Annotated in this window: 22 protein-coding genes; 8 read left to right on the forward strand and 14 right to left on the reverse strand. The window is 39.4% G+C overall.

The window, feature by feature from the left end; translation table 11 throughout:
* Positions 1–25: 25 nt before the first annotated feature.
* The 7 genes from carA to G5B43_RS17210 all read right to left on the reverse strand — a co-directional run bounded on the left by carA (position 26) and on the right by G5B43_RS17210 (position 7,652).
* Positions 26–1,126, reverse strand: a complete 1,101-nt coding sequence (gene carA, locus G5B43_RS17180; RefSeq protein WP_165296030.1) for a glutamine-hydrolyzing carbamoyl-phosphate synthase small subunit — start codon at positions 1,124–1,126, stop codon at positions 26–28.
* A 218-nt stretch (positions 1,127–1,344) separates the two neighbouring features.
* Complete coding sequence (locus G5B43_RS17185) at positions 1,345–1,548, reverse strand: YwbE family protein (RefSeq protein ID WP_165296031.1); 204 nt, start codon at positions 1,546–1,548, stop codon at positions 1,345–1,347.
* Between the two features lie 16 nt (positions 1,549–1,564).
* A complete protein-coding gene (rseP, locus tag G5B43_RS17190; RefSeq protein ID WP_165296032.1) occupies positions 1,565–2,887 on the reverse strand; it encodes an RIP metalloprotease RseP in 1,323 nt (440 codons plus the stop codon).
* A 20-nt stretch (positions 2,888–2,907) separates the two neighbouring features.
* Positions 2,908–4,062, reverse strand: a complete 1,155-nt coding sequence (gene dxr, locus G5B43_RS17195) for a 1-deoxy-D-xylulose-5-phosphate reductoisomerase (RefSeq protein WP_165296033.1) — start codon at positions 4,060–4,062, stop codon at positions 2,908–2,910.
* Between the two features lie 8 nt (positions 4,063–4,070).
* Complete coding sequence (locus G5B43_RS17200) at positions 4,071–4,814, reverse strand: beta-carotene 15,15'-monooxygenase (RefSeq protein WP_165296034.1); 744 nt, start codon at positions 4,812–4,814, stop codon at positions 4,071–4,073.
* A 143-nt stretch (positions 4,815–4,957) separates the two neighbouring features.
* Complete coding sequence (locus G5B43_RS17205; RefSeq protein ID WP_165296035.1) at positions 4,958–7,078, reverse strand: DPP IV N-terminal domain-containing protein; 2,121 nt, start codon at positions 7,076–7,078, stop codon at positions 4,958–4,960.
* Positions 7,079–7,328: 250 nt separating this feature from the next.
* Positions 7,329–7,652, reverse strand: coding sequence for a DUF3276 family protein (locus G5B43_RS17210; RefSeq protein WP_165296036.1), 324 nt, complete (start codon positions 7,650–7,652; stop codon positions 7,329–7,331).
* A gap of 251 nt (positions 7,653–7,903) precedes the next feature.
* Here G5B43_RS17210 and G5B43_RS17215 point away from each other — a divergent pair, with 251 nt between their 5' ends.
* From G5B43_RS17215 to purH, 6 genes are all read left to right on the forward strand, one after another.
* A complete protein-coding gene (locus tag G5B43_RS17215) occupies positions 7,904–8,785 on the forward strand; it encodes a cell wall-active antibiotics response protein (protein ID WP_165296037.1) in 882 nt (293 codons plus the stop codon).
* Positions 8,786–8,791: 6 nt separating this feature from the next.
* A complete protein-coding gene (locus tag G5B43_RS17220) occupies positions 8,792–9,829 on the forward strand; it encodes a sensor histidine kinase (RefSeq protein ID WP_165296038.1) in 1,038 nt (345 codons plus the stop codon).
* On the forward strand, positions 9,822–10,559 hold the full coding sequence (locus tag G5B43_RS17225; protein WP_165296039.1) for a LytR/AlgR family response regulator transcription factor: 738 nt from the start codon (positions 9,822–9,824) through the stop codon (positions 10,557–10,559). The genes G5B43_RS17220 and G5B43_RS17225 overlap by 8 nt, the downstream gene beginning before the upstream one ends.
* Before the next feature lie 113 nt (positions 10,560–10,672).
* On the forward strand, positions 10,673–12,118 hold the full coding sequence (locus G5B43_RS17230; protein WP_165296040.1) for a serine hydrolase domain-containing protein: 1,446 nt from the start codon (positions 10,673–10,675) through the stop codon (positions 12,116–12,118).
* Between the two features lie 101 nt (positions 12,119–12,219).
* A complete protein-coding gene (gene purN, locus G5B43_RS17235) occupies positions 12,220–12,795 on the forward strand; it encodes a phosphoribosylglycinamide formyltransferase (RefSeq protein WP_165296041.1) in 576 nt (191 codons plus the stop codon).
* A gap of 127 nt (positions 12,796–12,922) precedes the next feature.
* Complete coding sequence (purH, locus tag G5B43_RS17240) at positions 12,923–14,449, forward strand: bifunctional phosphoribosylaminoimidazolecarboxamide formyltransferase/IMP cyclohydrolase (RefSeq protein ID WP_165296042.1); 1,527 nt, start codon at positions 12,923–12,925, stop codon at positions 14,447–14,449.
* Positions 14,450–14,488: 39 nt separating this feature from the next.
* Here the strand turns inward: purH and G5B43_RS17245 are convergent, their stop codons facing one another.
* The 7 genes from G5B43_RS17245 to G5B43_RS17275 all read right to left on the reverse strand — a co-directional run bounded on the left by G5B43_RS17245 (position 14,489) and on the right by G5B43_RS17275 (position 20,114).
* Positions 14,489–15,442 carry an MBL fold metallo-hydrolase gene (locus G5B43_RS17245; protein ID WP_165296043.1) on the reverse strand — a complete coding sequence of 318 codons (954 nt, stop codon included), beginning with the start codon at positions 15,440–15,442 and terminating at the stop codon, positions 14,489–14,491.
* On the reverse strand, positions 15,439–16,035 hold the full coding sequence (coaE, locus tag G5B43_RS17250) for a dephospho-CoA kinase (RefSeq protein ID WP_165296044.1): 597 nt from the start codon (positions 16,033–16,035) through the stop codon (positions 15,439–15,441). Before coaE ends, G5B43_RS17245 begins: the two co-directional genes overlap by 4 nt.
* Positions 16,036–16,038: 3 nt before the next feature.
* Positions 16,039–16,986 carry a YbbR-like domain-containing protein gene (locus G5B43_RS17255; protein ID WP_165296045.1) on the reverse strand — a complete coding sequence of 316 codons (948 nt, stop codon included), beginning with the start codon at positions 16,984–16,986 and terminating at the stop codon, positions 16,039–16,041.
* 238 nt (positions 16,987–17,224) lie between these two features.
* Complete coding sequence (gene yajC, locus G5B43_RS17260) at positions 17,225–17,545, reverse strand: preprotein translocase subunit YajC (RefSeq protein WP_148920823.1); 321 nt, start codon at positions 17,543–17,545, stop codon at positions 17,225–17,227.
* 55 nt (positions 17,546–17,600) lie between these two features.
* Positions 17,601–18,032 (reverse strand): DUF1573 domain-containing protein, encoded by a 432-nt coding sequence (locus G5B43_RS17265; protein WP_165296046.1) that lies wholly within the window; start codon positions 18,030–18,032, stop codon positions 17,601–17,603.
* A 4-nt stretch (positions 18,033–18,036) separates the two neighbouring features.
* Positions 18,037–18,984 carry a transcription antitermination factor NusB gene (nusB, locus tag G5B43_RS17270; protein WP_165296047.1) on the reverse strand — a complete coding sequence of 316 codons (948 nt, stop codon included), beginning with the start codon at positions 18,982–18,984 and terminating at the stop codon, positions 18,037–18,039.
* 59 nt (positions 18,985–19,043) lie between these two features.
* The gene (locus G5B43_RS17275; protein WP_165296048.1) at positions 19,044–20,114 is read right to left on the reverse strand and encodes a Leu/Phe/Val dehydrogenase; all 1,071 of its coding nucleotides are present in this window, start codon (positions 20,112–20,114) and stop codon (positions 19,044–19,046) included.
* A gap of 86 nt (positions 20,115–20,200) precedes the next feature.
* Here G5B43_RS17275 and G5B43_RS17280 point away from each other — a divergent pair, with 86 nt between their 5' ends.
* Positions 20,201–21,976 carry an ABC transporter ATP-binding protein gene (locus tag G5B43_RS17280; RefSeq protein ID WP_165296049.1) on the forward strand — a complete coding sequence of 592 codons (1,776 nt, stop codon included), beginning with the start codon at positions 20,201–20,203 and terminating at the stop codon, positions 21,974–21,976.
* A gap of 47 nt (positions 21,977–22,023) precedes the next feature.
* A complete protein-coding gene (locus G5B43_RS17285; RefSeq protein WP_165296050.1) occupies positions 22,024–23,319 on the forward strand; it encodes a BamA/TamA family outer membrane protein in 1,296 nt (431 codons plus the stop codon).
* Positions 23,320–23,328 lie beyond the last annotated feature (9 nt).

Genomic DNA, 23,328 nt, shown 5'->3' on the forward strand with positions numbered 1-23,328 from the left:
CAAATATATGCATTTCTATTTTATATCACGCCTTAACCATGGCAATGAAATCATCAAATAGATAACGTGAGTCGTGCGGACCTGGAGATGATTCAGGGTGGTATTGTACCGAGAATGCTTTTTTTCCTTTTAACCGGATTCCTTCAATTGAATTATCGTTGAGGTTGATATGGGTCACTTCCACTTTATCTGACTTCTCCAGATCTTCTGCTACAACGCTAAAACCATGATTTTGAGAGGTAATTTCACAACGATTGGCGATTATATTCTTCACTGGATGGTTTATACCGCGGTGTCCATTATGCATTTTTTCTGTACGGATTCCGTGTGCCAGCGCTAGCATCTGATGGCCTAGGCATATACCAAACATGGGCTTATCTGCCGCTACTATCTGTTTGATAGTTTCTATCGCATAGTCTATTGCTGCTGGATCACCGGGCCCATTAGATATAAAATAACCATCAGGATTCCATTCCTCCATTTCTTTAAATGTGGTTTTGGCTGGAAATATTTTCGCATAAACTTGACGTGCATCAAAGTTGCGTAGTATGTTCTTTTTGATCCCCAAATCCAAAACGGCTATTCGAGTAGGCGCACTTTCTTCTCCGTAGAAATAAGGTTCTTTGGTTGATACGACAGAAGACAGCTCCAATCCCTCCATAGAAGGCACTTCCGCTAATTGAGACTTCAATTCCTCTACAGCAAGTGTTTCGGAAGATATAATGGCGTTCATCGCACCTTTATTTCGTATATGGCGTACCAATGAACGCGTGTCAATATCGGAGATACCAACTAAGTTTTCTTCTTCGAAATAGGTTTGAATAGATTTGTCGGCCATTTGACGGCTGTAATTAATGTTATAATTTTTACAGACCAAACCAGCGATCTGAATTTTTTCAGACTCTGTATCGTCCCCATCAATTCCGTAATTACCAATATGCGCGTTGGTCGTTACCATGATTTGCCCGTAGTAAGATGGATCTGTAAAGATTTCCTGATAACCGGTCGTCCCTGTATTAAAACAGATCTCGCCTGTCGTTGTACCGATTTTTCCCGCAGCCTTGCCGTGATAAACCGTTCCATCTTCAAGCACCAAAATGGCTGGTAGTTTACTGTAGTTGGTCATTCTCTTATTTCTCTGTTAAATTATTTCTGTAATCGTTCTTTCCCTTATGGATATAAAAAAAGCCCAAACGGGCTAAAATAAATTCAAATATGATAGGTTTCCATGTTACCACCGAAGCCTTGCGATATTATGACGAGATATGTTACCTCATTTTTCACGGGAGACAAAGGTAAAAAATAAAATGTGAAAAATAAAACGTAAAATTAAAAAAGAGGACATCATTCGTCCTCCTCCAATATCTCCTGTACACGACCTATCTGGCCATCTTGCAATCTCACCTTGATACCTCTATGATGAAAAGGTGCCGAAGTAAGTAAGTCCTTTACAATACCCTCTGTCAATATACCTGTACGTTGATCCTTTTTCAATACAATATTCACCAGCATCCCAGGTTTTATATTTGCTCTCGTTTTTCCGTCCATTATATATAACTCTCCATTACCACTTTATAATATCATTTCCGAGTGTAAATAGCATAAGTGCTATCAATATAAAGAAACCAACCATTTGCGCCTTCTCGAGGAAGTTATCACTCAACGGTTTACCTTGAATCATTTCTACCAGCAGGAATAGTACATGTCCGCCATCCAAGGCAGGTATTGGCAAGAGATTCATAAAGGCCAAAGCCATCGACAACATTCCCACTAAGCTCCAAAACCTAAGCCAATTCACTTCTGTACCGAACATTTTGGCTATTCCCACAGGTCCCGACAAGGCTTTATCTGCTCGCACATCACCCTTAAAAATTTTGCCAAAGCCTTTAATGTTAACAGTAATGACTTCAAAGGCACGTTTCGTGCCGATAGGTAAAGATTCCATCAAACCATATGTACGCGCTGTAACGGGTAGATCTTCCATTGTCGGTCCTACACCGACGGTCGCAGTAGAGTCTAGCTGGCCCGCCAAACTCATTTCTTGTCCGTCTCTTATAATGCTGACGTTTATCGCTTTATTAGCATATTTTTTAACCTCCTCAGAAAATTGGTCAAAAAACGGGGTTGATATACCATTTACTGCCAGAATACTGTCTCCAACTTGAAACTGCATACGTTCCGCTTCCGAACCTTCCTGTATTCTGCCAATTTTCGCTGTAAGCCGAGGTTCTGCAAATACAAGCCCCTTATTTTTATGGTCGGCCACTTTGTTCAGTATATCGGAAGGTATATGAATTTCTTGTTGTTGGCCTTGTCTTTCTATGGTCAGCACTGCATCGCCCAACATCACTTCAGCACCCAGCACATCCGCGTAGAAAGCTACTGCGGGCTTACCATTTACCATTAGGATCTTATCTCCTGCCTGGATACCGACCTCCTTACCGATAACACCCGGAACCACTCCATAGGCCAGTTTAGTATTGTCGACATCGCTATCTCCGTAGCTAAAAGCCAACATCCAAAAGACAACAATCCCCACAATAACATTGACAATAATTCCCCCCAGCATCACAATAAGGCGTTGCCATGCAGGTTTGGAGCGAAATTCCCATGGCTGCGGCTCCTGTTTCATTTGCTCGGTATCCATGGATTCATCGATCATACCTGCAATCTTCACATATCCACCTAATGGTAGCCAACCAATCCCATATTCACAACCTTTGTAGTTAAACTTAAAAAGCTTGACACCCCATGCATCAAAGAAAAGGTAAAATTTTTCCACTTTAATACCGAATGCTCTCGCTGCCAGAAAGTGTCCCAGTTCATGCAATATTATCAAAATCGACAGGCCTAAAATTACCTGTCCAATCATTATCAATGTTCCCATTTATTAAATTATTCGTTCTCTTATTTCACTAAACTTCGTGCCACAATACGCGTTTCCCTGTCTATCGCCAGTAAATCCTCCAAAGAAGGATTTTCGACCATTTTTTGCTGACACATTGTCGCTTCAATCAAATCACTCATTCCTAAAAATGAAATTTCATCTGCCAAGAACGCCGCAACAGCAACTTCATTCGCAGCGTTCAATACACAGGGGCGATCACCCCCATCTCTTAAAGATTGATACGCGAGTTCCAAATTACGAAAAGTATCTTTATCCACCTCTTCGAAAGTCAAAGAAGCGTAATTCATAAAATCAAAACGTTCGAGCGAATTCGGCTGACGACTTGGATATGTCAACGCATTTTGAATCGGCAACTTCATATCCGGTAATCCCATCTGTGCTTTCATAGAGCCGTCCTGAAACTGCACCACCGAATGGATAATAGATTGGGGATGCACAATGACGTCAATCTGCTTGACATCCAAATCGAAAAGCCATTTTGCTTCAATAACTTCCAACCCTTTATTCATGAGGGATGCAGAATCGATTGTTATCTTAGCACCCATCACCCAATTAGGATGCTTCAATGCCTGCTGTTTCGTAACGGAAGTCAAAAAATCACGGTCCTTTCCTCGAAATGGTCCACCAGATGCTGTTAGATATATTTTTTCCAACGGATTGGCGTGCTCTCCTACCAAACATTGAAATATAGCAGAATGCTCGGAATCCACGGGCAACATTGCTACGTCATATTGACGAACCAAATCCATCACTAGCGCACCGGCTACCACCAGCGTTTCTTTGTTTGCCAACGCAATATCCTTTTTTCGTTCAACCGCTTTAACGGTAGGTCGTAGACCTGCTGACCCCACAATGGCATTGAGAACCATATCGATTTCATCGTATTGCACGACTTCCTCCAAACCTTTTTCTCCGGAGAGTACGGTTATTCCCAAGCTTTCCAACGCATTTTTCACCTGCGCATATTTATCCTCACAGACGATCACTGCGGCTTTCGGCTTAAATTCTTGAGCTTGGGCAATCAACAGATCAGCATTTGCACTCGCAGTCAACACCGAAACTCCAAACAATTCCGGAAATGCCCTTATTACCTCTAGGGCTTGTGTACCTACACTTCCCGTAGAACCCAATATGGCAATATTTTTCTTCTTCAAAATGCGGTTTAAATTATATTTTTTAATAATTGCGGATCATCACCTCCCTTATAATCTTTCATCATATTGTGATAGGCCGTTGCCATAACTAAACTGACCGATGGTATGATCACGAAGGTGTTGATCACACTAAAGATTTTGGCTACAATAAAGTAACCTAAATACTCAAACGACACCTGAAGTATATAAGCTGTCCCCACCACCAGCATCAGTAAAAACAAATTGATAACGTTGCCCTTTGTTAATGCTATACTCAATCTAAAAGCGCGGAAAAGGCTATATTTTTTATCAACGATAAAAAATGGAAAAAAAGTAATCCGAAGCAACACAAACATCATAATCAAACCTGTAAGAAACGGATTAACTTCCATACTCAATGTTTCCATATCCGCTCCTAGATACAGCAGAGGGAAACTCAGCAAAGAAGAAAGCAGGTAGACTATTCCCAATAGGAAAGAATATAGTATGAAGCCCATTAGAAAATTCACAAACTGTTTTGCTGATGGAATATAGTCCTTAATATCTGCATGTTCAACGCCTTGCGCAAGTAACAAAGCTCTTTTTATCAACACCAATTGCGTTCCGAAAAACAATGTCACAAAGACAAAACACATCAAACCGTTTACGATATCGCCATTAGATTCTGCCAAGAGAAAAGCCAAATAAGACGATAGATTAGAGGTTACAAATAATAAAAAGCAAAGCCCGGCAATCGAAAAGTAATGGCTTTTCAAAATACTTATTGCTTTCATAAAAACATCGTTCGCTTTAAACGTGCTTTGCTTCAAATATTGTAACATGCTGAAAAATAATTATGCAAATATCAGATTATTCCCCCTAACCCCCAAGAGTGAAACATTTTTTTATCATTATCTCCAACATTTGCAAGTCATGTTTATTTAAATTCTTCCGGTACTGGTTTCTCTAATAGATACTGATAATAAAAGCGCACCCGCTCTTTAAAATCATACATCGATTTCGAACGTGCAAACCCATGTCGACTACCAGGATAAATCATTAACTCAAACGGAACAGCCTTATCAGTCAGTGCATCGACCAGCTGCATCGTATTTTGTAAATGAACATTGTCATCCAAATCGCCATGCATAATACGTAAACCGCCTTTATAATTATCCACATACGTTAAGATAGATCCCGCTTTGTAGCCTTCAGCGTTATCCTGGGGGGTATCCATCCACCTTTCCGTATAATGGGTATCGTAAAGCTCCCAGCTTGTCACCGGTGCGCCTGCAATACCATAATCAAAATAGTCAGCGCCTTTTGTCAATGCTAAACAGGTCATATAACCGCCATAGCTATGTCCTGTAATCAATAGTTTATTGTCAGCCACCCAAGGTTTTCCTTTCAGCCACTTTGCTACAGTAGTATAGTCTATCATTTCCCACTTACCGAGATTTCTATGCATCCAAGCTACTCCTTGTTTACCAAAATGCCCCGATGCGCGATGATCGGCAGTAACCTGAACCACCCCTTCTTTTGCCCAATATTGGTTTGACATACCTTTCCACGTATTTCGCACGGTACCGGCATCCGGACCACCATAAATGCTCATAATTACCGGATAGACTTTAGTTTCATCAAAATCTACAGGATACGTTATGATAATAGGTAAATCAAACTTTCCATCCTCCGAGGGGATAGTAAAATATTCCGTTTTTCCGATATGGTAACTTTCAAAATCACTTGACTTGCTGTCAGCCAATTCTTTCACTAGTTTACCCTTATTATCAACCAGTGCGATTTTATTGGGAGTAGAAATATTGGAATAGTTCGTTATAAAATATTTTCCATCCGGAGACACTTTCACTTGATGTGTATAATCACCGAATGTCAAGCGTTTCAGCCCTTTTCCGGAATAATCTACACGATACAAGTCCACAGTAGCAGAATTTTCCTTACGTGCAGTAAAATACACCACTTTGTTTTTCTCGTCTACAAATTCCAACGATGTTACCTGCCAGTCGCCTGACGTCAATGGATTAACCAATTTACCATCCAATGTATAAAGATAATAATGGGCCCATCCAGTACGGTCAGATTTCAAAATGTAATGCTTATTGTCGGCTAAATAGGTTATACGCTCACTATGATCAAGGTTAATCCAAGTAGGTTGTTCTTCATCGTATATCTCGCTTTTATTACCATCGGTTGGATTCACGGAATAGAATTTCAGATTGGTCTGATCACGATTCATCCACTGTACCATAATAGATTGACTATCAAAACTCCAATAAGGCTCTCCAAAATATTGGTCGTCTTTCTCATTAAAGTCTGCCCAGACCACCGGCGATCCCTCTACTTTCACAAAACCTATTTTTACTTCAGGATTGGGGTCTCCTGCCTTCGGATAGCGCGTCTCTTCCAAATATCCGTGCTGCCCTTTAGAAACGTAAATCGGAAACATAGGTACCTGCGTGTCATCAAAACGCATAAAAGCCAATTGCTTACTATCTGGCGACCACCAAAATGCTTTATAATTTGTTGAACGACCCAAAATTTCTTCATAGTATACCCACGACGACCAACCGTTGTAGATAACATCTGTACCATCTGACGTGTAACGAACTTCACTTCCATCGTCTATCTTTACACTAAATAAATCGTTATCTCTTGTAAATGCTACATATTGTCCATCTGGCGACAATGTAGGATTTTTCTCTTCTACATCTGATGATTGTGTTAAACGTCTCTCCGGATCATTTCCATAACGGATATAGATATCTTTATCCTTCATAAACACATCTGTATCTGACTTAACTGGCGGCGTATAAGATAGGCGTTTACCTGTTCTTACATGCACTTGATAAAGTTTGTCATCGGTAACATCATGCTCGATATAATGTTCGTTATCCGCCCAACCAACATATCGGTTGATCGGTTTCGTGACCGAAGTTTCCTGCCCCCATGCTTGGGCAAAGCTCAACGTTTTCTTCTGAGCCTGTAACTGGGTAACAAATAGAAGCCCTATAATTGATTTTACTAAAATCTTATTCATAATGGATGCTGATAAAGCCACGAAATTAACAATAATATAATATTGTGTTCTTTTTTTCCCGTAAAAAAGAATCAAAAACCTCGTCGCTGCGGATATTTTACATTTGGGGTAGTACTAAAAATAAATTTGTACAGTTGTAAAATATCCGGATGCGACCAAAAAAGTTAAGGATGGAATAATGCATTTGAGCATATCGTCTAATAAAAAAGCCACTTCATAGTGGCTCTGTATGTTTTTACGCTGGAATGCGTTAGAAAGAATAGTTATCTTTCTGCGCATATTCGGCTGAGTCTTCTTGATTCGGTTCGTAGCGTTTTTCAACAACTTCTTGGTTAGCCTTGATGTAATCCACAACCTCTGTCAACCCTTCAGCAAATTTCTCAAAATCTTCTTTGTACAAGAAAATCTTGTGCTTAATAAATTGTCCATCTTCAAAACGCTTTTTGCTTTCCGTGATGGTCACATAATAATCGTTAGAACGAGTTGCTTTTACATCAAAAAAATAAGTACGTTTTCCCGCTCTCACCTTTTTTGAAAATACCTCTTCACGCTCTTTGTTTTCAAAATCTCCCATTAGTATTGTAAGTATTTAAGTTTAAATCCTTTTTCGCTATAAATATATAATAATTAATTTCATGTTTCCAAATTAAATTAAAAAAAACGTTTATAATTGGACATACGAACACCAACAGGGATAAAGAGAGCAAAAAGGTTTCACCGAAAAAAGTGCGGCGTTTACCGAAAAAGTGCATTGTATTGCCTATTTTGGCTAACGAATTATTAAGTATTGCCTTACTTTTGAATCAAACATAAATACAAGTAGTAATGGAAAGAGAAAGAGATCATAAAACACCACCTCCTATTCCCCCTCGCGGTAACAACAAAAGTGCAAATATCGTTGGGTTTGCGATCGTATTTCTGGGCGCGGCTCTCCTAATACGTAATTTGGACTTAGGTTTTCCGTTTCCTAGGAATATCTTTGGTTGGGAAATGATTTTGATCATCATCGGGATAGTGATTGGCGTTAATTCTAAATTTGAAAAGAAATCTTCAGTCATTTTGATTGCTATTGGTGGGCTTTTCTTTCTCAAAAGGTTTCTAGATGTTCCTTTCTGGGGTACCATCTTTCCTATCATGGCTATCATCATTGGCATCTATTTTATCGCACGGAACCGTAATCAACCCACCCCACCTGTACCTCCGCATACACCGTCAGGCAAAGACACAGGCAAAGATGAATTTGACTGGGATAAACGAGTGGATGTCACGAATGAAACCGTCGATGCGTATAAGTCTTCTTTTGAAGAGCCTGGCGATACATATCATGGTAATGAACCACAAAAAAAACGAACGTATACCTATGAAGGTGAGAATTATATAAAAGTCGAATCGATATTTGGTTATGCGAAAAAGATCATTTTTTCAAAAAATTTTCTCGGTGGCACGATGACCAATCTCTTTGGTAGTACTGAAATCAATTTATTACAAGCTGATATACAGCAACCAGTAGCTTTAGATGTGTTTCAACTATTCGGAAGCACCAAAATTATTGTTCCGCCACATTGGGTGGTAGCGACGACTGCATCTTGCATCTTGAGTGAGAACGACGACCGACGCGTGATATTGACAAACGTAAAAGATCAAAACAAATGTCTGTATATTACCGGTACATCTATCTTTGGAAACATCACGATAAAAAATAGCTAACGTAGCATGACGTTTAAACTAACGACAAAAAATCGCTTAATTCATGTTACAGCATGGACCATCTGTATTTTATACTTTGCTGTTTCTTATTTCCTATTGTGGTGGGACTTTAGTCCGAAAGCGGTTACACCGTATGAACCTATCATTGGTGCGCTTTCCATAACCATTTGTTGTTATCTTATTTACAGCACCCTTCAGTTTTATTTACCACGCAAGAACCAATATGTGAAGATAATATTAATCTGCCTGGTATTGACTGTTGTGAGCATTGGATTGTCTATTTTTTTCCTAAACCAATTTTTTGATGGCTTTTCGCTTACACGTTTCTACCAGATTTTACCATATCGCTTCATCATTAATTTCCTATTGTTATTGTGCGTGACGATTATTAACGTTGTTTGGAACATTCAAGAAGAATATGAGGAAAATAAAAAGAGAAAAGAGGAATCTGAGCGCATCTTAAGGGATGCTGAATTGTATAACCTACGACAGCAACTTCAACCTCACTTTCTATTTAATAGCCTGAACTCGATCATTGCGCTTATCGGCATTAAGCCAGATGAGGCGCGCAATATGACGTTTCAACTCTCTGATTTTCTTCGTGGAACGATGCGGAAAGATGATAAACAGTTAATTCCACTCGCTGACGAAATCGCGCATTTAAGGCTCTACCTTGATATCGAAAAAGTACGTTTCGGACATCGGCTAACGACAACTTTCTATTTACAAGAAGAGGCAAGTCAAGCTAAAGTCCCTTCGATGATCATCCAACCGCTACTGGAAAATGCCATTAAATTCGGTTTGTACAACGTAATAGGTAAAGTAGAAATCACAATTGACATCCGGATCGAAAACTACATGTTGTATATTACAATTACCAATCCATTCGATTCTGATCAGTTTGAGAGCAGAAAAGGCACAGGCTTTGGGCTTTCCAGTATCCAACGTCGATTATTCTTGCTATATAGCCGTACAGATTTACTAGAGACTTCTATTCATGAAAATACATTTATATCAACCTTAAAAATTCCGCAATATGATTAAGATTATCATTATAGACGACGAACCGTTAGCCCGCATGGTTATCTCCCAATATTTGCAACAACATAACGATGTCGAAATAGTTGCCGAATGTGGAGATGGGTTTGAGGGAGCAAAAATGATTCAACAAATGCGTCCTGATCTCATTTTTTTAGATATTCAAATGCCAAAGCTGACCGGATTTGAGATGTTAGAGATCCTCGATGAAATGCCAAACGTCATCTTTACAACAGCGTTTGACGAATTTGCTATTAAAGCTTTTGAGAAAAATGCCATAGACTATCTTCTAAAACCCATTAACAAGGATCGCTTCGAACAGGCGTTAACAAAATTCAGGAACAATCACCATAGCAATACTCCAAGAGAAACTTCAGCAAAAGTAGAAGCTGCGCGAGAGGATGAAACATTAGAGCGGATTGTAGTTAAAAACGGTTCACAAATTAAGATTATTCCTGTACAACAGGTTATTTTTCTGGAAGCTTACGACGACTATGTAAAAATTCATACGAAAGACGGTATGTTTCTGAAAAACAAAACGATGAGTTCCTTTGAAAAGCAGCTAGATCCAAAACAGTTTGTGCGAGTACACCGCTCATTTATCGCGAAAGTAGATCAACTTGCAAAAATTGAGCCTATGGAAAAAGAAAGTTACATCGCTACTTTGCTAACAGGCGAAAAAATCAATATCAGTAAATCGGGATATGCTCGTTTGAAGCAAATAATTGGTTTATAAATATCAGCTTCAGACATACATATTTGTCTTTCGTTAGACCATCTGAAATATCCGTTTAATCTTCAAACGGATTTGTGCTTCCTATGAAAGGGATATTTCTGTAATTTTGGGGCATGATTCGTATATTATTTTTCTTATTGTTGACGTGCACTGCGCTGACGGGACTGGGACAAACAAAGACAGAAGAAGCCAATCGGGCCGTTTTCAATAAAATAGAGTTTTTCATCAACACACAGATGACAGATTCTATCTACAACTTAGCCTCTGAAGCTTTTAGGGAGCAGGTTAGTAAAGACCAACTCGCCTTTATGTTACAAAATCTTTATCAACTAGGTAGAATAATAGATGTGGAAGTGGAAGATTTTAAAGGCCAGACTGCTACTTATCGAGTATCTTTTACAGCAGAACGTCAACTGCTCGCCAAATTAGCTGTAGATAGTACGTTTCGTTATACGACATTAGCTTTTACTGCTACTGACAATAGTACCAAAAAAGTTGAAAAACCGGAAAAAGAAGAGGTGATCAGTCAGGTCGCAACCGAAACTCGGTTAGACTACTATATAGATTCCGTAGCTAATACCTATATCAGAAAAGGGAACACACAATCTTTGTCAATAGCCGTTTTTCACAAAAACAAATACACAACATTTTTGTACGGTGAGACGGAGAAGGGAAACAATACGCTTCCCACAGAAAACACGTTATATGAAATTGGATCAATAACTAAAGTTTTTACTGCGACATTACTTGCTGATCTCGTCACAAAGGATGTTATTCGGTTGGATGACTCTATAATGTCCTTTTTACCCGATTCAGTTTCTTCTAATCCGGCATTAAAAGGAATTACGTTCAAAACCTTAGCTAACCATACTTCAGGGCTTCCTCGTATGGGAGATAACTGGAACCGCGTAGCTGGATACAATGAGAAAGATCCATTTGCTACTTATGACCAAAAAGCACTTTTCAGCTTTCTGAAAAATTACAAAGCGTCGCGTGAGCCGGGCGAAGAGTATGAGTATAGCAACCTAGGCTATGGCTTGTTGAGCGAACTAATCGCTATTGTCTGCAAAAAAAACTACATCCAGTGTTTAGAGGAAACGATTTTGAAACCTTTACAACTTAACCATACAACCGACAAGCCGGATGCAAAAAAACAACAGATAATTTCTCCTGGATTAGATAAAGAAGGAAATACAACACCATTATGGAATTGGGAAGCCTTGATAGGGGCCGGCGGCCTAAAATCCAACATAAGAGATCTTATGCTATTTGCGGTGGAGCAATTTAAAATGCCGGAAAACGAATTGCAGAAAGCAATGGCCTTAACGAGACAATTTACTTTTTTCACACCGGAAAATCTGGACATTGGGCTAGCCTGGCGTATAAGTATGATGGAGGATGGAATTATATACTTCCACCACACCGGAGGAACAGCGGGTAGCAGCTCGTTTGTCGGGCTTTCTCCAGACACAAAAACAGCAGTGGTCATTTTATCCAATGCTTCCGAAAGTGTACTTCCAATCAGTAGGGAAATTATGGAGAAATTGTTAGCAGAGTAGGTTAAAGCCCATCATAAAGGTAAATTCACACTCGAAAGTATCCAGAAAATTACCTAAATTTGGGTAAAAATCAACTTTAACACATAAAAAGACACATTATCGTGAAAAAACGCATTGCTATTTTTGCTTCCGGCTCGGGTTCAAATGCACAGAAAATTATGGAGCATTTTAAGTACTCCAATCTGGCCGAAGTAGCTTTGGTGTTGAGCAATAATCCTGAGGCCTATGTTCTACAACGCGCCGATAACTTCGAAATTCCGTCTCATATCTTTGACAAGAGAACGTTCTATGAAACAAATGAAATCATCGATATTTTAAAACGTTTAGAAATAGATATCATTGTTTTAGCCGGTTTTTTATGGTTGGTTCCAGAAAATCTTCTAAAAGCATTTCCAAATAAAATCATCAATATCCATCCAGCCTTACTGCCTAAATATGGTGGCAAAGGCATGTACGGTGATAGGGTACATAAAACTGTTCTTGAAGCTGGAGACGAAGAACACGGCATCACCATCCATTTTGTTAACGAAAAATTCGACGAAGGAGAGATTATTCACCAAGCGAAATTCAAGATTGAACCGGACGATACGTTGGACGTCATCAAGTTTAAAGGACAGCAATTGGAGCATCAATATTTCCCGAAAATCATTGAGAATTTATTAAAGAAATATAATTAAGCCCAATAAATTCTTATCTTTGTCACTCCAAAAAATAGGGCAATGAAATACCCATGTTTAATTTAAACAAACGCGAATACATATAGTTTGGGTATTCCATATGGCCTTAAAAGATAAAAAATTACATATGAATCATCCTGTTAAAATTAAAAATGCTTTGGTGTCGGTATATTACAAAGACAACTTAGCCCCCCTGATTAAACTACTAAATAAATACGGAGTCACTTTTTACTCTACAGGTGGTACGGAAGCATTTATCCGTGAACAGGGCGTCGACGTTGTCGCAGTCGAAGATTTGACCAGCTACCCTTCTATTCTCGGTGGTCGTGTAAAAACGTTACACCCGAAAATATTTGGAGGTATATTGGCACGTCGGCCTTTAGCAGGTGATCAGGAACAATTGGCACAATACGAAATTCCTGAAATTGACCTTGTTATTGTGGATTTATACCCATTCGAAGAAACCGTAGCTTCGGGTGCTCCCGAACAAGATATTATCGAAAAGATCGATATTGGCGGTATCTCTTTGATCCGTGCCGCTGCTAAAAATTTTAACGATGTGGTGATTATCTCCTCCAAAAGCGATTACCAGGAGCTTGAAGGTATGTTGGCTACACAAGATGGACAAACGACATTGGAACAGCGTAAAGAATTTGCAAAACGCGCGTTTAATACGTCCTCTCACTACGACACCGCAATTTTTAACTATTTTAATCAAGAAGGTCCGCTTTCTGTTTTCAAGCAGTCGGTGCAACAGGCGCAGGCACTGCGATACGGTGAAAATCCACATCAAAAAGGAACTTTCTTCGGTAACTTGGAGGCTATGTTCGACAAGTTAAACGGGAAAGAGCTTTCTTACAACAATTTGGTAGATGTAGACGCAGCCGTTGCTATCATTGATGAGTTTAACGATCCTACGTTTGCCATTCTAAAACATACAAACGCTTGCGGTGTGGCTTCGCGTTCTACCATTAAACAAGCGTGGATAGATGCACTGGCATGTGACCCTGTATCGGCATTTGGAGGTGTATTGATTACCAATGGGGAAATTGATCAGGAAACTGCAAACGAAATCAATAACCTTTTCTTTGAAGTACTTATCGCCCCATCTTATACAGAGGGTGCTTTACATGTGTTAACGGCAAAGAAAAACCGTATCATTTTAAAACGCAAGGATGTTCAGCTACCTAAAGAGCAGTTCAAAACGTTATTGAATGGCGTTATCGTACAGGATAAGGATCATACGGTAGAGGGCCCTGAAGAGATGACAACGGTCACTGAAGTTCAACCAACAACAGCGCAATTAAATGATCTGTATTTCGCAAATAAGATTGTAAAGCATACCAAATCGAATACGATTGTTTTTGCCAAGAACAATACCTTGGTTGCTTCTGGCGTTGGGCAAACATCACGCGTCGATGCGTTAAAACAGGCTATTGAAAAAGCACAATCTTTTGGTTTTGATATTAAAGGAAGTGTAATGGCTTCTGATGCTTTTTTCCCATTCCCTGATTGTGTAGAAATAGCAGGTGATGCAGGTGTAGCCGCTGTATTGCAACCGGGTGGTTCTATTAAAGATCAACTATCTATTGATATGGCCAATGAAAAGGGTGTGGCGATGGTCATCACCGGTGTAAGACATTTTAAACACTAAATATTAGGGGCGGTGCATTGGTTGTTGCACTGCCTTTTATTAAGCCGATAATATATCGCGAACAATAAGCTTTCCGTCGAAATGTTTTTTTAAATATCTTCCATCCCCATGGATTGTCCATACCTGTTTAGGCTGTACATTGTCAATGAAATATAAGATATCGTTCCAATCTACGTGATCAGAAATATAGATTTCAATATCATTTTGTCTTTGTAAGCGCTCCCAACCTGAAGCAAATGCTCTCAATACATTTTTTGCCTTAAAATAACTGTTGAATGTAAGTGGTGGAACCAAATAAATTTTGTTGGTACTCCCCTCTTTCATCGCTTTACGGTTGTATAAAGTATACCGAAGAGACTTGTATCCTAACTGGTTATATAATTTATGAACAGGATACATTTTATGATGCACCAATACCTCTCGTTCTGGAAGTAAGTCATTTATCAATGCTGTTAGTCGCTGTGCTTTGCCTAAAGTATAACACCCCAACATAATGTTGCTTGGTCTATCTTTCAACTTTAAGATTTCCTTTTCCACGTCCGGATGTGAGACGGCGGGATTAGCAAAGGTCGATTCGGTGATCAGGATATCAGCCTGTGTCAATACAATTCGTTCACAGGTAGCATCTTCCTGTAATTTGTAATCGCCCGTATATAGATACTTTACACCTTGATACTCCATCAATACCTGGGCAGAGCCTAATATATGTCCTGCGGGGAAAAAGGTAATATTTACATTTCCCAGTGCAAAAGTACGCCCGAATGTTATCACTTCAAGATTATTTTCCGTCATTTTTGGGAACTTATTTTTCATGAATGCAAATGTAGCAGCCGTGGCATACATCATTTTATGCCCATTGGTAGCATGGTCACCGTGCGCATGCGATATGATATTTTTCACTACGGGGCACATCGCATCAATATAAAAATCACCATACCGACAATAATAGCCGATATCATCTTTTATCAAAAAATCCTCGAAAATTTCATTCATGCTTTTCGCCCTTCTAGAAATTGCCTGTGTAGGGATAATATCTGCGGAAGTAAAGGAGTCAATCCATCATTTACTATAGTAAAATCCGTGAGTTTTTGCTTTTCTTCGTCTGGCAGTTGTTTGTTTATGCGATCCAATACTTCTTCTCTACTTATTATATCCCGTTGCATAACACGAGCAATACGAATATCTGTTGGTGCTATCACCAAGATAGTGTAATCGAGCTTTTTATATGAACCGCTTTCAAAAAGTAGTGCTGCTTCTTTCAATGAATACGGAAAGGTTTGCGAAAGTGCCCAATCTTCTCCATGTTGAATCACGATAGGGTGTACAATGGCGTTCAGTTTATTCAGTTTTTCTTTATCTCGGAACACCTTTGAAGCCAGATAAGCACGATCCAGATGCCCGTCAATATCATAAACTTCTTTTCCAAATTCCAATATCAATGCGCTCTTGATAGCTGGATTGGTATTCATCAATTCTTTGGCCTCTTTATCCGCATCATAAAAGGGCACGCCGAGCGCTTTGAAAACTTTCGCTACGTAGCTCTTTCCTGAACCTATACCTCCTGTAATACCAATCTTCAACCCCATAATCTATCGTCTAACAAAAAAATCAACATTCTGTGGTTCTATACTAACAACATGACAATGTTCGGGCACTTTTGTTAGGATCACCGGCAAATTCTGGACTTTATTCTTTTCCCAATTTTCCATATCTACCACAGCCTCAAAATCTCGGGAGGACCATTTATTATAATCTTTCAACGATACCAAAAAAGTAACTTTAATCTTGCTCGGCAAGGTTCGAACGGATGTATACCTCGAAGCATTCTCCACCTTTAGCGGTAGCTCGATCACTTTTTCCGTAATTTCTCCTACCGGAATGGTGATCTCCGAAAATGTAGGATAGATCGTTATGTTGTTTTTTTGATGTTTATTTAAATAGGCAATGGTGCGCACATCTGTTGCTATCTCGGTACCTCGAATGGTGTCAGTTTCCAAATAATCGATATTCGCAACATCTTCTAGTGGTCCCGTTACCGTCACATATTCGGGATTTGCCCGTGTATCACCGATAATGCCATATTGCTTCTTAAATTGTATATTATATAACGGGCGGACAGGTACCTTTCTTTGTGTCTGCTTAGAAAAATCAAAATACAAGGTATCTGGTATCACACCAATCACCTGGTTATCTACTGGAAACTGCCGATTGATGTATCCCAATTGATTCGCAAAAACAATATAATTCCTCGTTCTTAATCCACTTAAATCGACTTGAATGTGTGGTGTATCAGGTCGAAGTCTTTTCATGAACATCTTCCAACCACTCATTCTCATCCGGATACCAACCGTATCTGATTGCAATGGATGAAATGCCTTGTTCTCCGGAATATTCACATAGGAAATACCTGCGTCGATACGAAATGTCTGCTCCGTGGAAACGGCAAACAACAACCACGCGATAAAGGAAATTCCCAAACATCGCAAAAATATGGCGATTTTTCGGCGTTTTGTCTTCGTAATGCGAGGTTGTGCCATAACCACAAAAATAGTGATTTTTAATTATCCTTTTTTTAGAAAAAAGGATACAAAAAAGCGTCACTTCGGATATTTGAAATAAAGTTCGTGCAAAAAACAAATTTGTGCAAACTTCAAATATCCGGATGTGACAATAGAGCTCAAGGATGGGATTGTATAAGCAATATTAGATTAGTACTATAAAAAAAGAGAGTGTTTCGCTGAAACGCTCTCTTTTTTAATGTCGTAGAAACTGATTTTATTTCTTTACGGTTTCACCGTTAGCAGCTCTGGAAGCATCTAAAGCAACAGCAGATTTATCAAAACGGATTTTCACACCAGACCCCACATCTACTAGGAAAGTCGTCTCGCTAACCTCCACAATACGTCCGTGAATTCCCGCTGTTGTCACAATCTTTGAGTTTACACCCAATTCTTCAATATATTTTTTATGGTCTTTTTGTTTCTTCATCTGCGGTCTAATCATAAAGAAATAGAATACCACAACAATCAGAATCATCGGTAAGAAACTCATCAATCCACCGCCTCCGGGTGCTGCTTGTAATAACGTAGTTATCATATTATATATAAATTAAAAGTTACATGTTAAATTATCTATTAAAAGCAATACGCTCTTATTTCGATAAAACCTCACCTTTCAATTGAATGGTGGTGACACGATTGTCAGCGTTGGAAACAATCGTCACAATTTTTTGCTGTTTACCTACTTGCCCATTACTATCAAAACTGACTTTTACTTTGCCAGATTTTCCAGGAAGAACAGGAGTTTGCGTGTATGACGGCGTTGTACAACCGCACGATGCAGAAACTTGTGATAGGATTACGGGGGCTGTTCCAGTATTGGTGTATGTATACTCGTGCTCCACAATTTCACCTTCTTTCACCTGTCCAAAATCAAAAACTGACTCAGCAAATTCAATTTGACCTCCTTTAGCTGCTTCATTCGTTAACGTATCTATCGATTGCTCCTCTTTGTTCCCTGAATTTCCGCAGGACATCAAGGTCGCTAATACAGCACAAACAAAAAATGATTTCAGTATATTCATATTGTTAATCTTTTAGTCCTCTACCTGTTTTTTGAATACGTCCTTGTTGTGCCAACTCGGCAAGTATCTTATCCAAGATACCGTTGATAAATGTATTGCTTTTAGACGTACTAAATGCTTTTGAAAGCTCTATATATTCATTAATTGTAACCTTTACCGGAATTGTTGGAAAGTTAATTAACTCACAAATTGCCATACGCATCAATAGCGTATCGACCAATGCTATACGATCGGCTTCCCAGTTCTTCGTCTTAACAGAAATTAATTTCTGATATTCATCACCGTAACGGATAGTTTGCTTTAAGAGTTCCACGATAAACTCTCCGTCCTCTTCCCAGTTAGGTGTTAAATCCGCCAATTTGTTTTGTGTCGGATTTTCGCTACTGAAATTTTTAAACGTTTTAGCCACCATAGCCTGTAACACTTCCCTGTCGACAGGCCAATTGATAAACTTCGCTTCGAAAACCTGTTCAATTTCGGGCGATTTCAAAATGATTCTCTTGAAGATAAACTTGATAATATCTTTCTCCGCAGCAATAGACCTATCTTCCTGCTGCAGATAAGCCATATATTCAGGTGAATCTTTCAATTGCGCAAAGATAGAACGTACTATTTCGGGATCGAACGTCCAGGAAACCTTGTATCTCTTTACATTTTCCAGATAGGTTCTATTTTGCCTTAGTGATTCTATAAAACTATTGCTATTCAATTTTGTCGTATAGATCTTATCCGTTTCGGTCGGCAAAAACTTATTGGCTCTTCCCTCTGCATCAATTAGTACGTATTCAGCTACTTCATCAAGTAGATTCAGTGTCCAAATATACATCTGGTTAACTTCGTCAACACTGGTTAACAGTATTTTCTCGAAATCTTTCACTTGTTTATCTTGTGATAAACTAAACGCATACAGCGTCTGCATAACTTTCACCCTCAGGTGCCTTCTATTAAGCATAATTTAATTTAAAGAACGATTGTATATAAATAAGAACGTATTATACTTCCTAAATCCACCTATTTAATTTTCTTGATGTCAAATATACGCTTTTCTGCTAATTGTTTAGCAGCTTCGTATGTAGTAATATTGTCTTCAACAGATTTTTGGATGACATCACGAGTCGCGTTGTAAATATTTTTAATTAATGCTTCTGTACGGTCATTGCCGTATCCCTCTAACTCGGAATAGCAACTAATCAATGCCCCTGCGTTAATTAAAAAATCAGGGGTATATAAGATGTTTCGCTTCTTAAGCAGTCTATTCGTTTCTTCTTCTTCCTTTAATTGGTTGTTTGCTGACCCGGCAATAATGCGGCAACGCATACGTGGTACGGTTTCCGGATTCACCGTCCCGCCCAAAGCACATGGTGCATATACATCAGCATCTAGTTCGAAGCTAGTGGAGTAGGTAATCGGTTCCGCTTTATATTTCGCCGCGATCTTCATCTTGCGTTCCTCCGTCATATCCGATACGTAAACACGCGCATTTTCCGCACGCAACATAGCCACTAATTGCTCTCCGACACTACCAACACCTTGAACCGCAATCTTGCGCCCAGCTAATCCATCATCACCATATAGTTCTTTAATAGCTGCCTTGATTCCATAAAACACTCCTCGCGCCGCGAAAAGGGTTGTATCTCCCCCTCCATTTAAGGAAGCAGGCAAACCAGCTACGTAGTCCGTTTCAGACAACAAGTGCTCTAGGTCCTTCTGTGTCGTTCCAATATCAGTCGAAGCAATAAAGTTCCCATTGAGTCCTTCTATGAACTTCCCGAACCGACGCATCAAAGCCTCTGTTTTATCTGTTCGATGATTACCTATAATAATTGCACTGCCCCCTCCTAGATTAAGACCTGCAAGAGAAGCTTTGTAAGTAATCGCTTCGGATAAACGTAGCGCATCGTCAATAGCCTCTGTTAAAGATTCATATGGCAGCATGCGAACACCACCGATTGCCGGCCCTAGCGTCGTATCATGAATAGCAACAATCGCTTGCAGTCCCACCATCTTATCTTGGCAGAAAAATAAATTCTGATGACCAGAAATCGCCATCTTATCGAAAACAGAAGAATTATTTACTTCCATAACATTTCTTAAATGCCTATATATTCTTTTTGCTTCTGCAAAAGTAGGGAATATTTTTTCAAATTTTAGCCTTACATTTGTTCCCAATGAACGAGTTGGCTTATCTTAATAAGTACTTTTATAAATATCGCTGGAAACTTATTCCTGGTGTTTTATTTGTCGTTGTATCCAACTACTTTGGTATTCTACCGGCTGTCGTTATCCGGGAAGCGTTTGACCTCGTTAAGGAAAATATCGACCTTTATAGGTTATATGATGGTTTTGACCGACAAAACTTGGTATATCAGGTATTCGGCAGCAGTCTGCTTTTTTTCGGTTTCGTTGTTCTAGCTCTCTCCTTATTGCGGGGTATTTTCCTATTTTTTATGCGCCAAACGATCATCCTCACATCCCGCCATATCGAGTATGATCTTAAAAATGAGATTTACAATCATTACCAGGAACTTGATTTTTCTTTTTTTAGAAGAAACAATACTGGTGATATGATGAACCGTGCCACCGAAGATGTTAATCAAGTGAGAAATTATCTAGGGCCAGCTATTATGTACGCGATCAATACGGTGGTGCTTTCTATCATGGTTATCTACGCCATGTATAACGTAAATCCAAAGCTTGCTACTTATTCTTTGTTGCCGATTCCTATCCTATCGGTGCTTATTCTATTCATCAATAAGATTATTAACCAGCGAAGCGAAAGGATACAGCGACAATTATCCGTACTTTCTTCCTTTGTGCAGGAAACGTTCTCTGGAATACGTGTTATTAAAACTTACACACGTGAAACGCAAAAAATGGACGTATTTAAGGACGAAAGCAATCTATACAATAAAGTTTCGCTCGACCTTGTACGCATACAAGCCATTTTCTTTCCGTTGATTATTTTCCTCATTGGATTCAGCACGATTATCACGGTGTATGTTGGCGGTATTGAAGTAAAAAACGGAACCATTACCGCCGGAAACATAGCAGAGTTTATCCTATATGTCAATCAGCTTACTTTCCCTGCCATGTCGTTGGCATGGGTGACCTCTTTGTTCCAGCGGGCTGCTGCATCGCAAAAACGAATCAATGAATTTCTTAAAACGACATCCAATATCAAAGACGGTGATAAAGAGCCCATACTTCAAGGTGATATAACGGTAGAAAACCTTTCATTCACCTATCCCGAAACAGGAATCAAAGCCATAGAAAATCTATCGTTCACTATAAAACGTGGACAAACGCTCGCTATTATCGGGAAAACGGGTTCGGGTAAATCGACATTAGCGAATCTGCTATTGCGCATGTACGACGCTGATCAAGGCTGTATTTATTATGACGGCACACCGTTACAAAAAATAAAAATAGACACCTTACGTTCCCAGATTGGCTTTGTGCCACAGCAGGTATTCCTCTTTTCGGATACAATAGCAAATAATATTGCTTTTGGTCTGGATACTCTAGAAATGAATAAGGTGGAGCAAGCAGCAAAAGATGCAGCCGTCTATGATAACATCATGAATTTCGACAACGGCTTTCAGACCTCTATCGGCGAACGGGGTCTTACACTATCCGGTGGTCAGAAACAACGGGTTTCTATCGCACGTGCACTCGTTAAAGATCCACAGATACTCATTTTCGATGATTGCCTTTCGGCTGTTGATACAAAAACGGAAGAAGAAATACTCTATAATCTTAGTCGTATTATGCAGAATAAAACGACTATTTTCATTGCACATCGCATATCTACTATAAAAAATGCAGATCATATCCTCGTCCTGGACAATGGCCGAATCATCGAGCAAGGTACGCACGACGAATTAATGACTTTGGAGGGAGAGTATTTCGAGTTACATGAAAAACAACTTTTGGAAGCGGAATAAAAACCTATATATCAAAAAAGTAGAGGAAATATTTTTATTTTTGTGAGATGTATAAACAATGGGGCTTCCTATTCTACCTTATGATCTGTTGTCCGTGGCTATTTGCGCAACAAGTTCTCCTAAAAGACACCATTACTACAGCAGAAACCAAGGATACCGTTACACGAAATTTTGATCACCTTTATGATATTAGTGACGGAATAAAGGATATTGTGAGATTCGTCCGCCATGATACAACAGCCCGGATTTCGAAAAGACGTTCTGGAATTTCTATTCTTCCGAATATCAATTATAACCCCAGCATTGGCTTTCAAATTGGAGCGAAAGTTGTCGGCGGTGTCTATACCGGTGACCCGCAGCATACCACGATGTCTACGTTCGCCACTGCGTTAAGCTATACTACGCGAGGTATTATCTACGGTTACATAATGCATGATATTTATACGCCTAAAAATAAATGGAATTTAAAGGGGGGAGTTATTATTGCTAAAAGTGTGGGACTGGATTATGGTATGGGTATGGGGAATGTAGTACAAACTGATATCCCAGAAGAAAAAACGCTCAATAATCCTGACCGTACGCGCTTTGTCAACCAATTTATGGTGTATGGTCTTAATGAAAGAATTTATAAAAAGCTATCGCCAAATATGTTTATTGGTGCAGGAGTATTTTTTGAACTAAAACGTAATATATATACGCTAGGCAATCATGAGGTTACTCCTTTAGAGGTATATAGCAACCTAACAGGGTATAATGCGGAGAAATATAACAATAACGGATTGATGTTCAATTGGCAATATATGACGCGTGATAATCCGAACAGCGCTTATAAGGGCATTTACGCTGATGTCGTTTTGCGAATGAGCCAAAAATGGATCGCGAGTGCCCAAAACGCCTACCAGCTGCAAACCGATTTTAGAAAATACTGGCAACTATCAAGCAACCGTCCGAATCACGTATTGGCATTTTGGCACTGGGGATCGTATAACGTCGGCGGCAATCAGGCCTATCTCGACCTTCCCGGCACAGGCAAAGATCCATTTGCGCGTACAGGGCGTGGCTACACCAACGGCTATTTCAAGGGAAATTCTTTTTTCTATTCAGAACTAGAATATCGGTTTCCTATATTGCGCAATCAGTTCTTAAGCGGAGTTGTCTTCGCAAACGTACAAACCGCTAATGACCGTTTGGGCACAAAGCTTTTTCAGCAATGGCAGCCAGCTGGGGGTACGGGGCTACGCGTGTTGTTTAATAAAGCTACGCGAACCAATCTATGTATTGATTATGCGTTTGGGCGGTTTGGACAACACGGTTTATTCCTCGGATTGAACGAAGCCTTTTAATTAAATACA

The organism is Sphingobacterium sp. SGR-19, assembly GCF_011043555.1.
GTDB lineage: Bacteria > Bacteroidota > Bacteroidia > Sphingobacteriales > Sphingobacteriaceae > Sphingobacterium.

Excerpts from the sequence above, each read along its gene's own strand:
- G5B43_RS17255 (WP_165296045.1), bottom strand. The coding sequence starts at position 16,986 with ATGGCACAACCTCGCATTACGAAGACAAAACGCCGAAAAATCGCCATA.
- G5B43_RS17225 (WP_165296039.1), top strand. The coding sequence starts at position 9,822 with ATGATTAAGATTATCATTATAGACGACGAACCGTTAGCCCGCATGGTT.
- G5B43_RS17200 (WP_165296034.1), bottom strand. The coding sequence starts at position 4,814 with ATGAAAGCAATAAGTATTTTGAAAAGCCATTACTTTTCGATTGCCGGG.
- carA (WP_165296030.1), bottom strand. The coding sequence starts at position 1,126 with ATGACCAACTACAGTAAACTACCAGCCATTTTGGTGCTTGAAGATGGA.
- G5B43_RS17185 (WP_165296031.1), bottom strand. The coding sequence starts at position 1,548 with ATGGACGGAAAAACGAGAGCAAATATAAAACCTGGGATGCTGGTGAAT.
- G5B43_RS17210 (WP_165296036.1), bottom strand. The coding sequence starts at position 7,652 with ATGGGAGATTTTGAAAACAAAGAGCGTGAAGAGGTATTTTCAAAAAAG.
- nusB (WP_165296047.1), bottom strand. The coding sequence starts at position 18,984 with ATGCTTAATAGAAGGCACCTGAGGGTGAAAGTTATGCAGACGCTGTAT.
- G5B43_RS17220 (WP_165296038.1), top strand. The coding sequence starts at position 8,792 with ATGACGTTTAAACTAACGACAAAAAATCGCTTAATTCATGTTACAGCA.
- G5B43_RS17285 (WP_165296050.1), top strand. The coding sequence starts at position 22,024 with ATGTATAAACAATGGGGCTTCCTATTCTACCTTATGATCTGTTGTCCG.
- G5B43_RS17205 (WP_165296035.1), bottom strand. The coding sequence starts at position 7,078 with ATGAATAAGATTTTAGTAAAATCAATTATAGGGCTTCTATTTGTTACC.
- G5B43_RS17215 (WP_165296037.1), top strand. The coding sequence starts at position 7,904 with ATGGAAAGAGAAAGAGATCATAAAACACCACCTCCTATTCCCCCTCGC.
- G5B43_RS17230 (WP_165296040.1), top strand. The coding sequence starts at position 10,673 with ATGATTCGTATATTATTTTTCTTATTGTTGACGTGCACTGCGCTGACG.
- G5B43_RS17245 (WP_165296043.1), bottom strand. The coding sequence starts at position 15,442 with ATGAATGAAATTTTCGAGGATTTTTTGATAAAAGATGATATCGGCTAT.
- G5B43_RS17275 (WP_165296048.1), bottom strand. The coding sequence starts at position 20,114 with ATGGAAGTAAATAATTCTTCTGTTTTCGATAAGATGGCGATTTCTGGT.
- yajC (WP_148920823.1), bottom strand. The coding sequence starts at position 17,545 with ATGATAACTACGTTATTACAAGCAGCACCCGGAGGCGGTGGATTGATG.
- coaE (WP_165296044.1), bottom strand. The coding sequence starts at position 16,035 with ATGGGGTTGAAGATTGGTATTACAGGAGGTATAGGTTCAGGAAAGAGC.
- G5B43_RS17265 (WP_165296046.1), bottom strand. The coding sequence starts at position 18,032 with ATGAATATACTGAAATCATTTTTTGTTTGTGCTGTATTAGCGACCTTG.
- G5B43_RS17280 (WP_165296049.1), top strand. The coding sequence starts at position 20,201 with ATGAACGAGTTGGCTTATCTTAATAAGTACTTTTATAAATATCGCTGG.
- purH (WP_165296042.1), top strand. The coding sequence starts at position 12,923 with ATGAATCATCCTGTTAAAATTAAAAATGCTTTGGTGTCGGTATATTAC.
- rseP (WP_165296032.1), bottom strand. The coding sequence starts at position 2,887 with ATGGGAACATTGATAATGATTGGACAGGTAATTTTAGGCCTGTCGATT.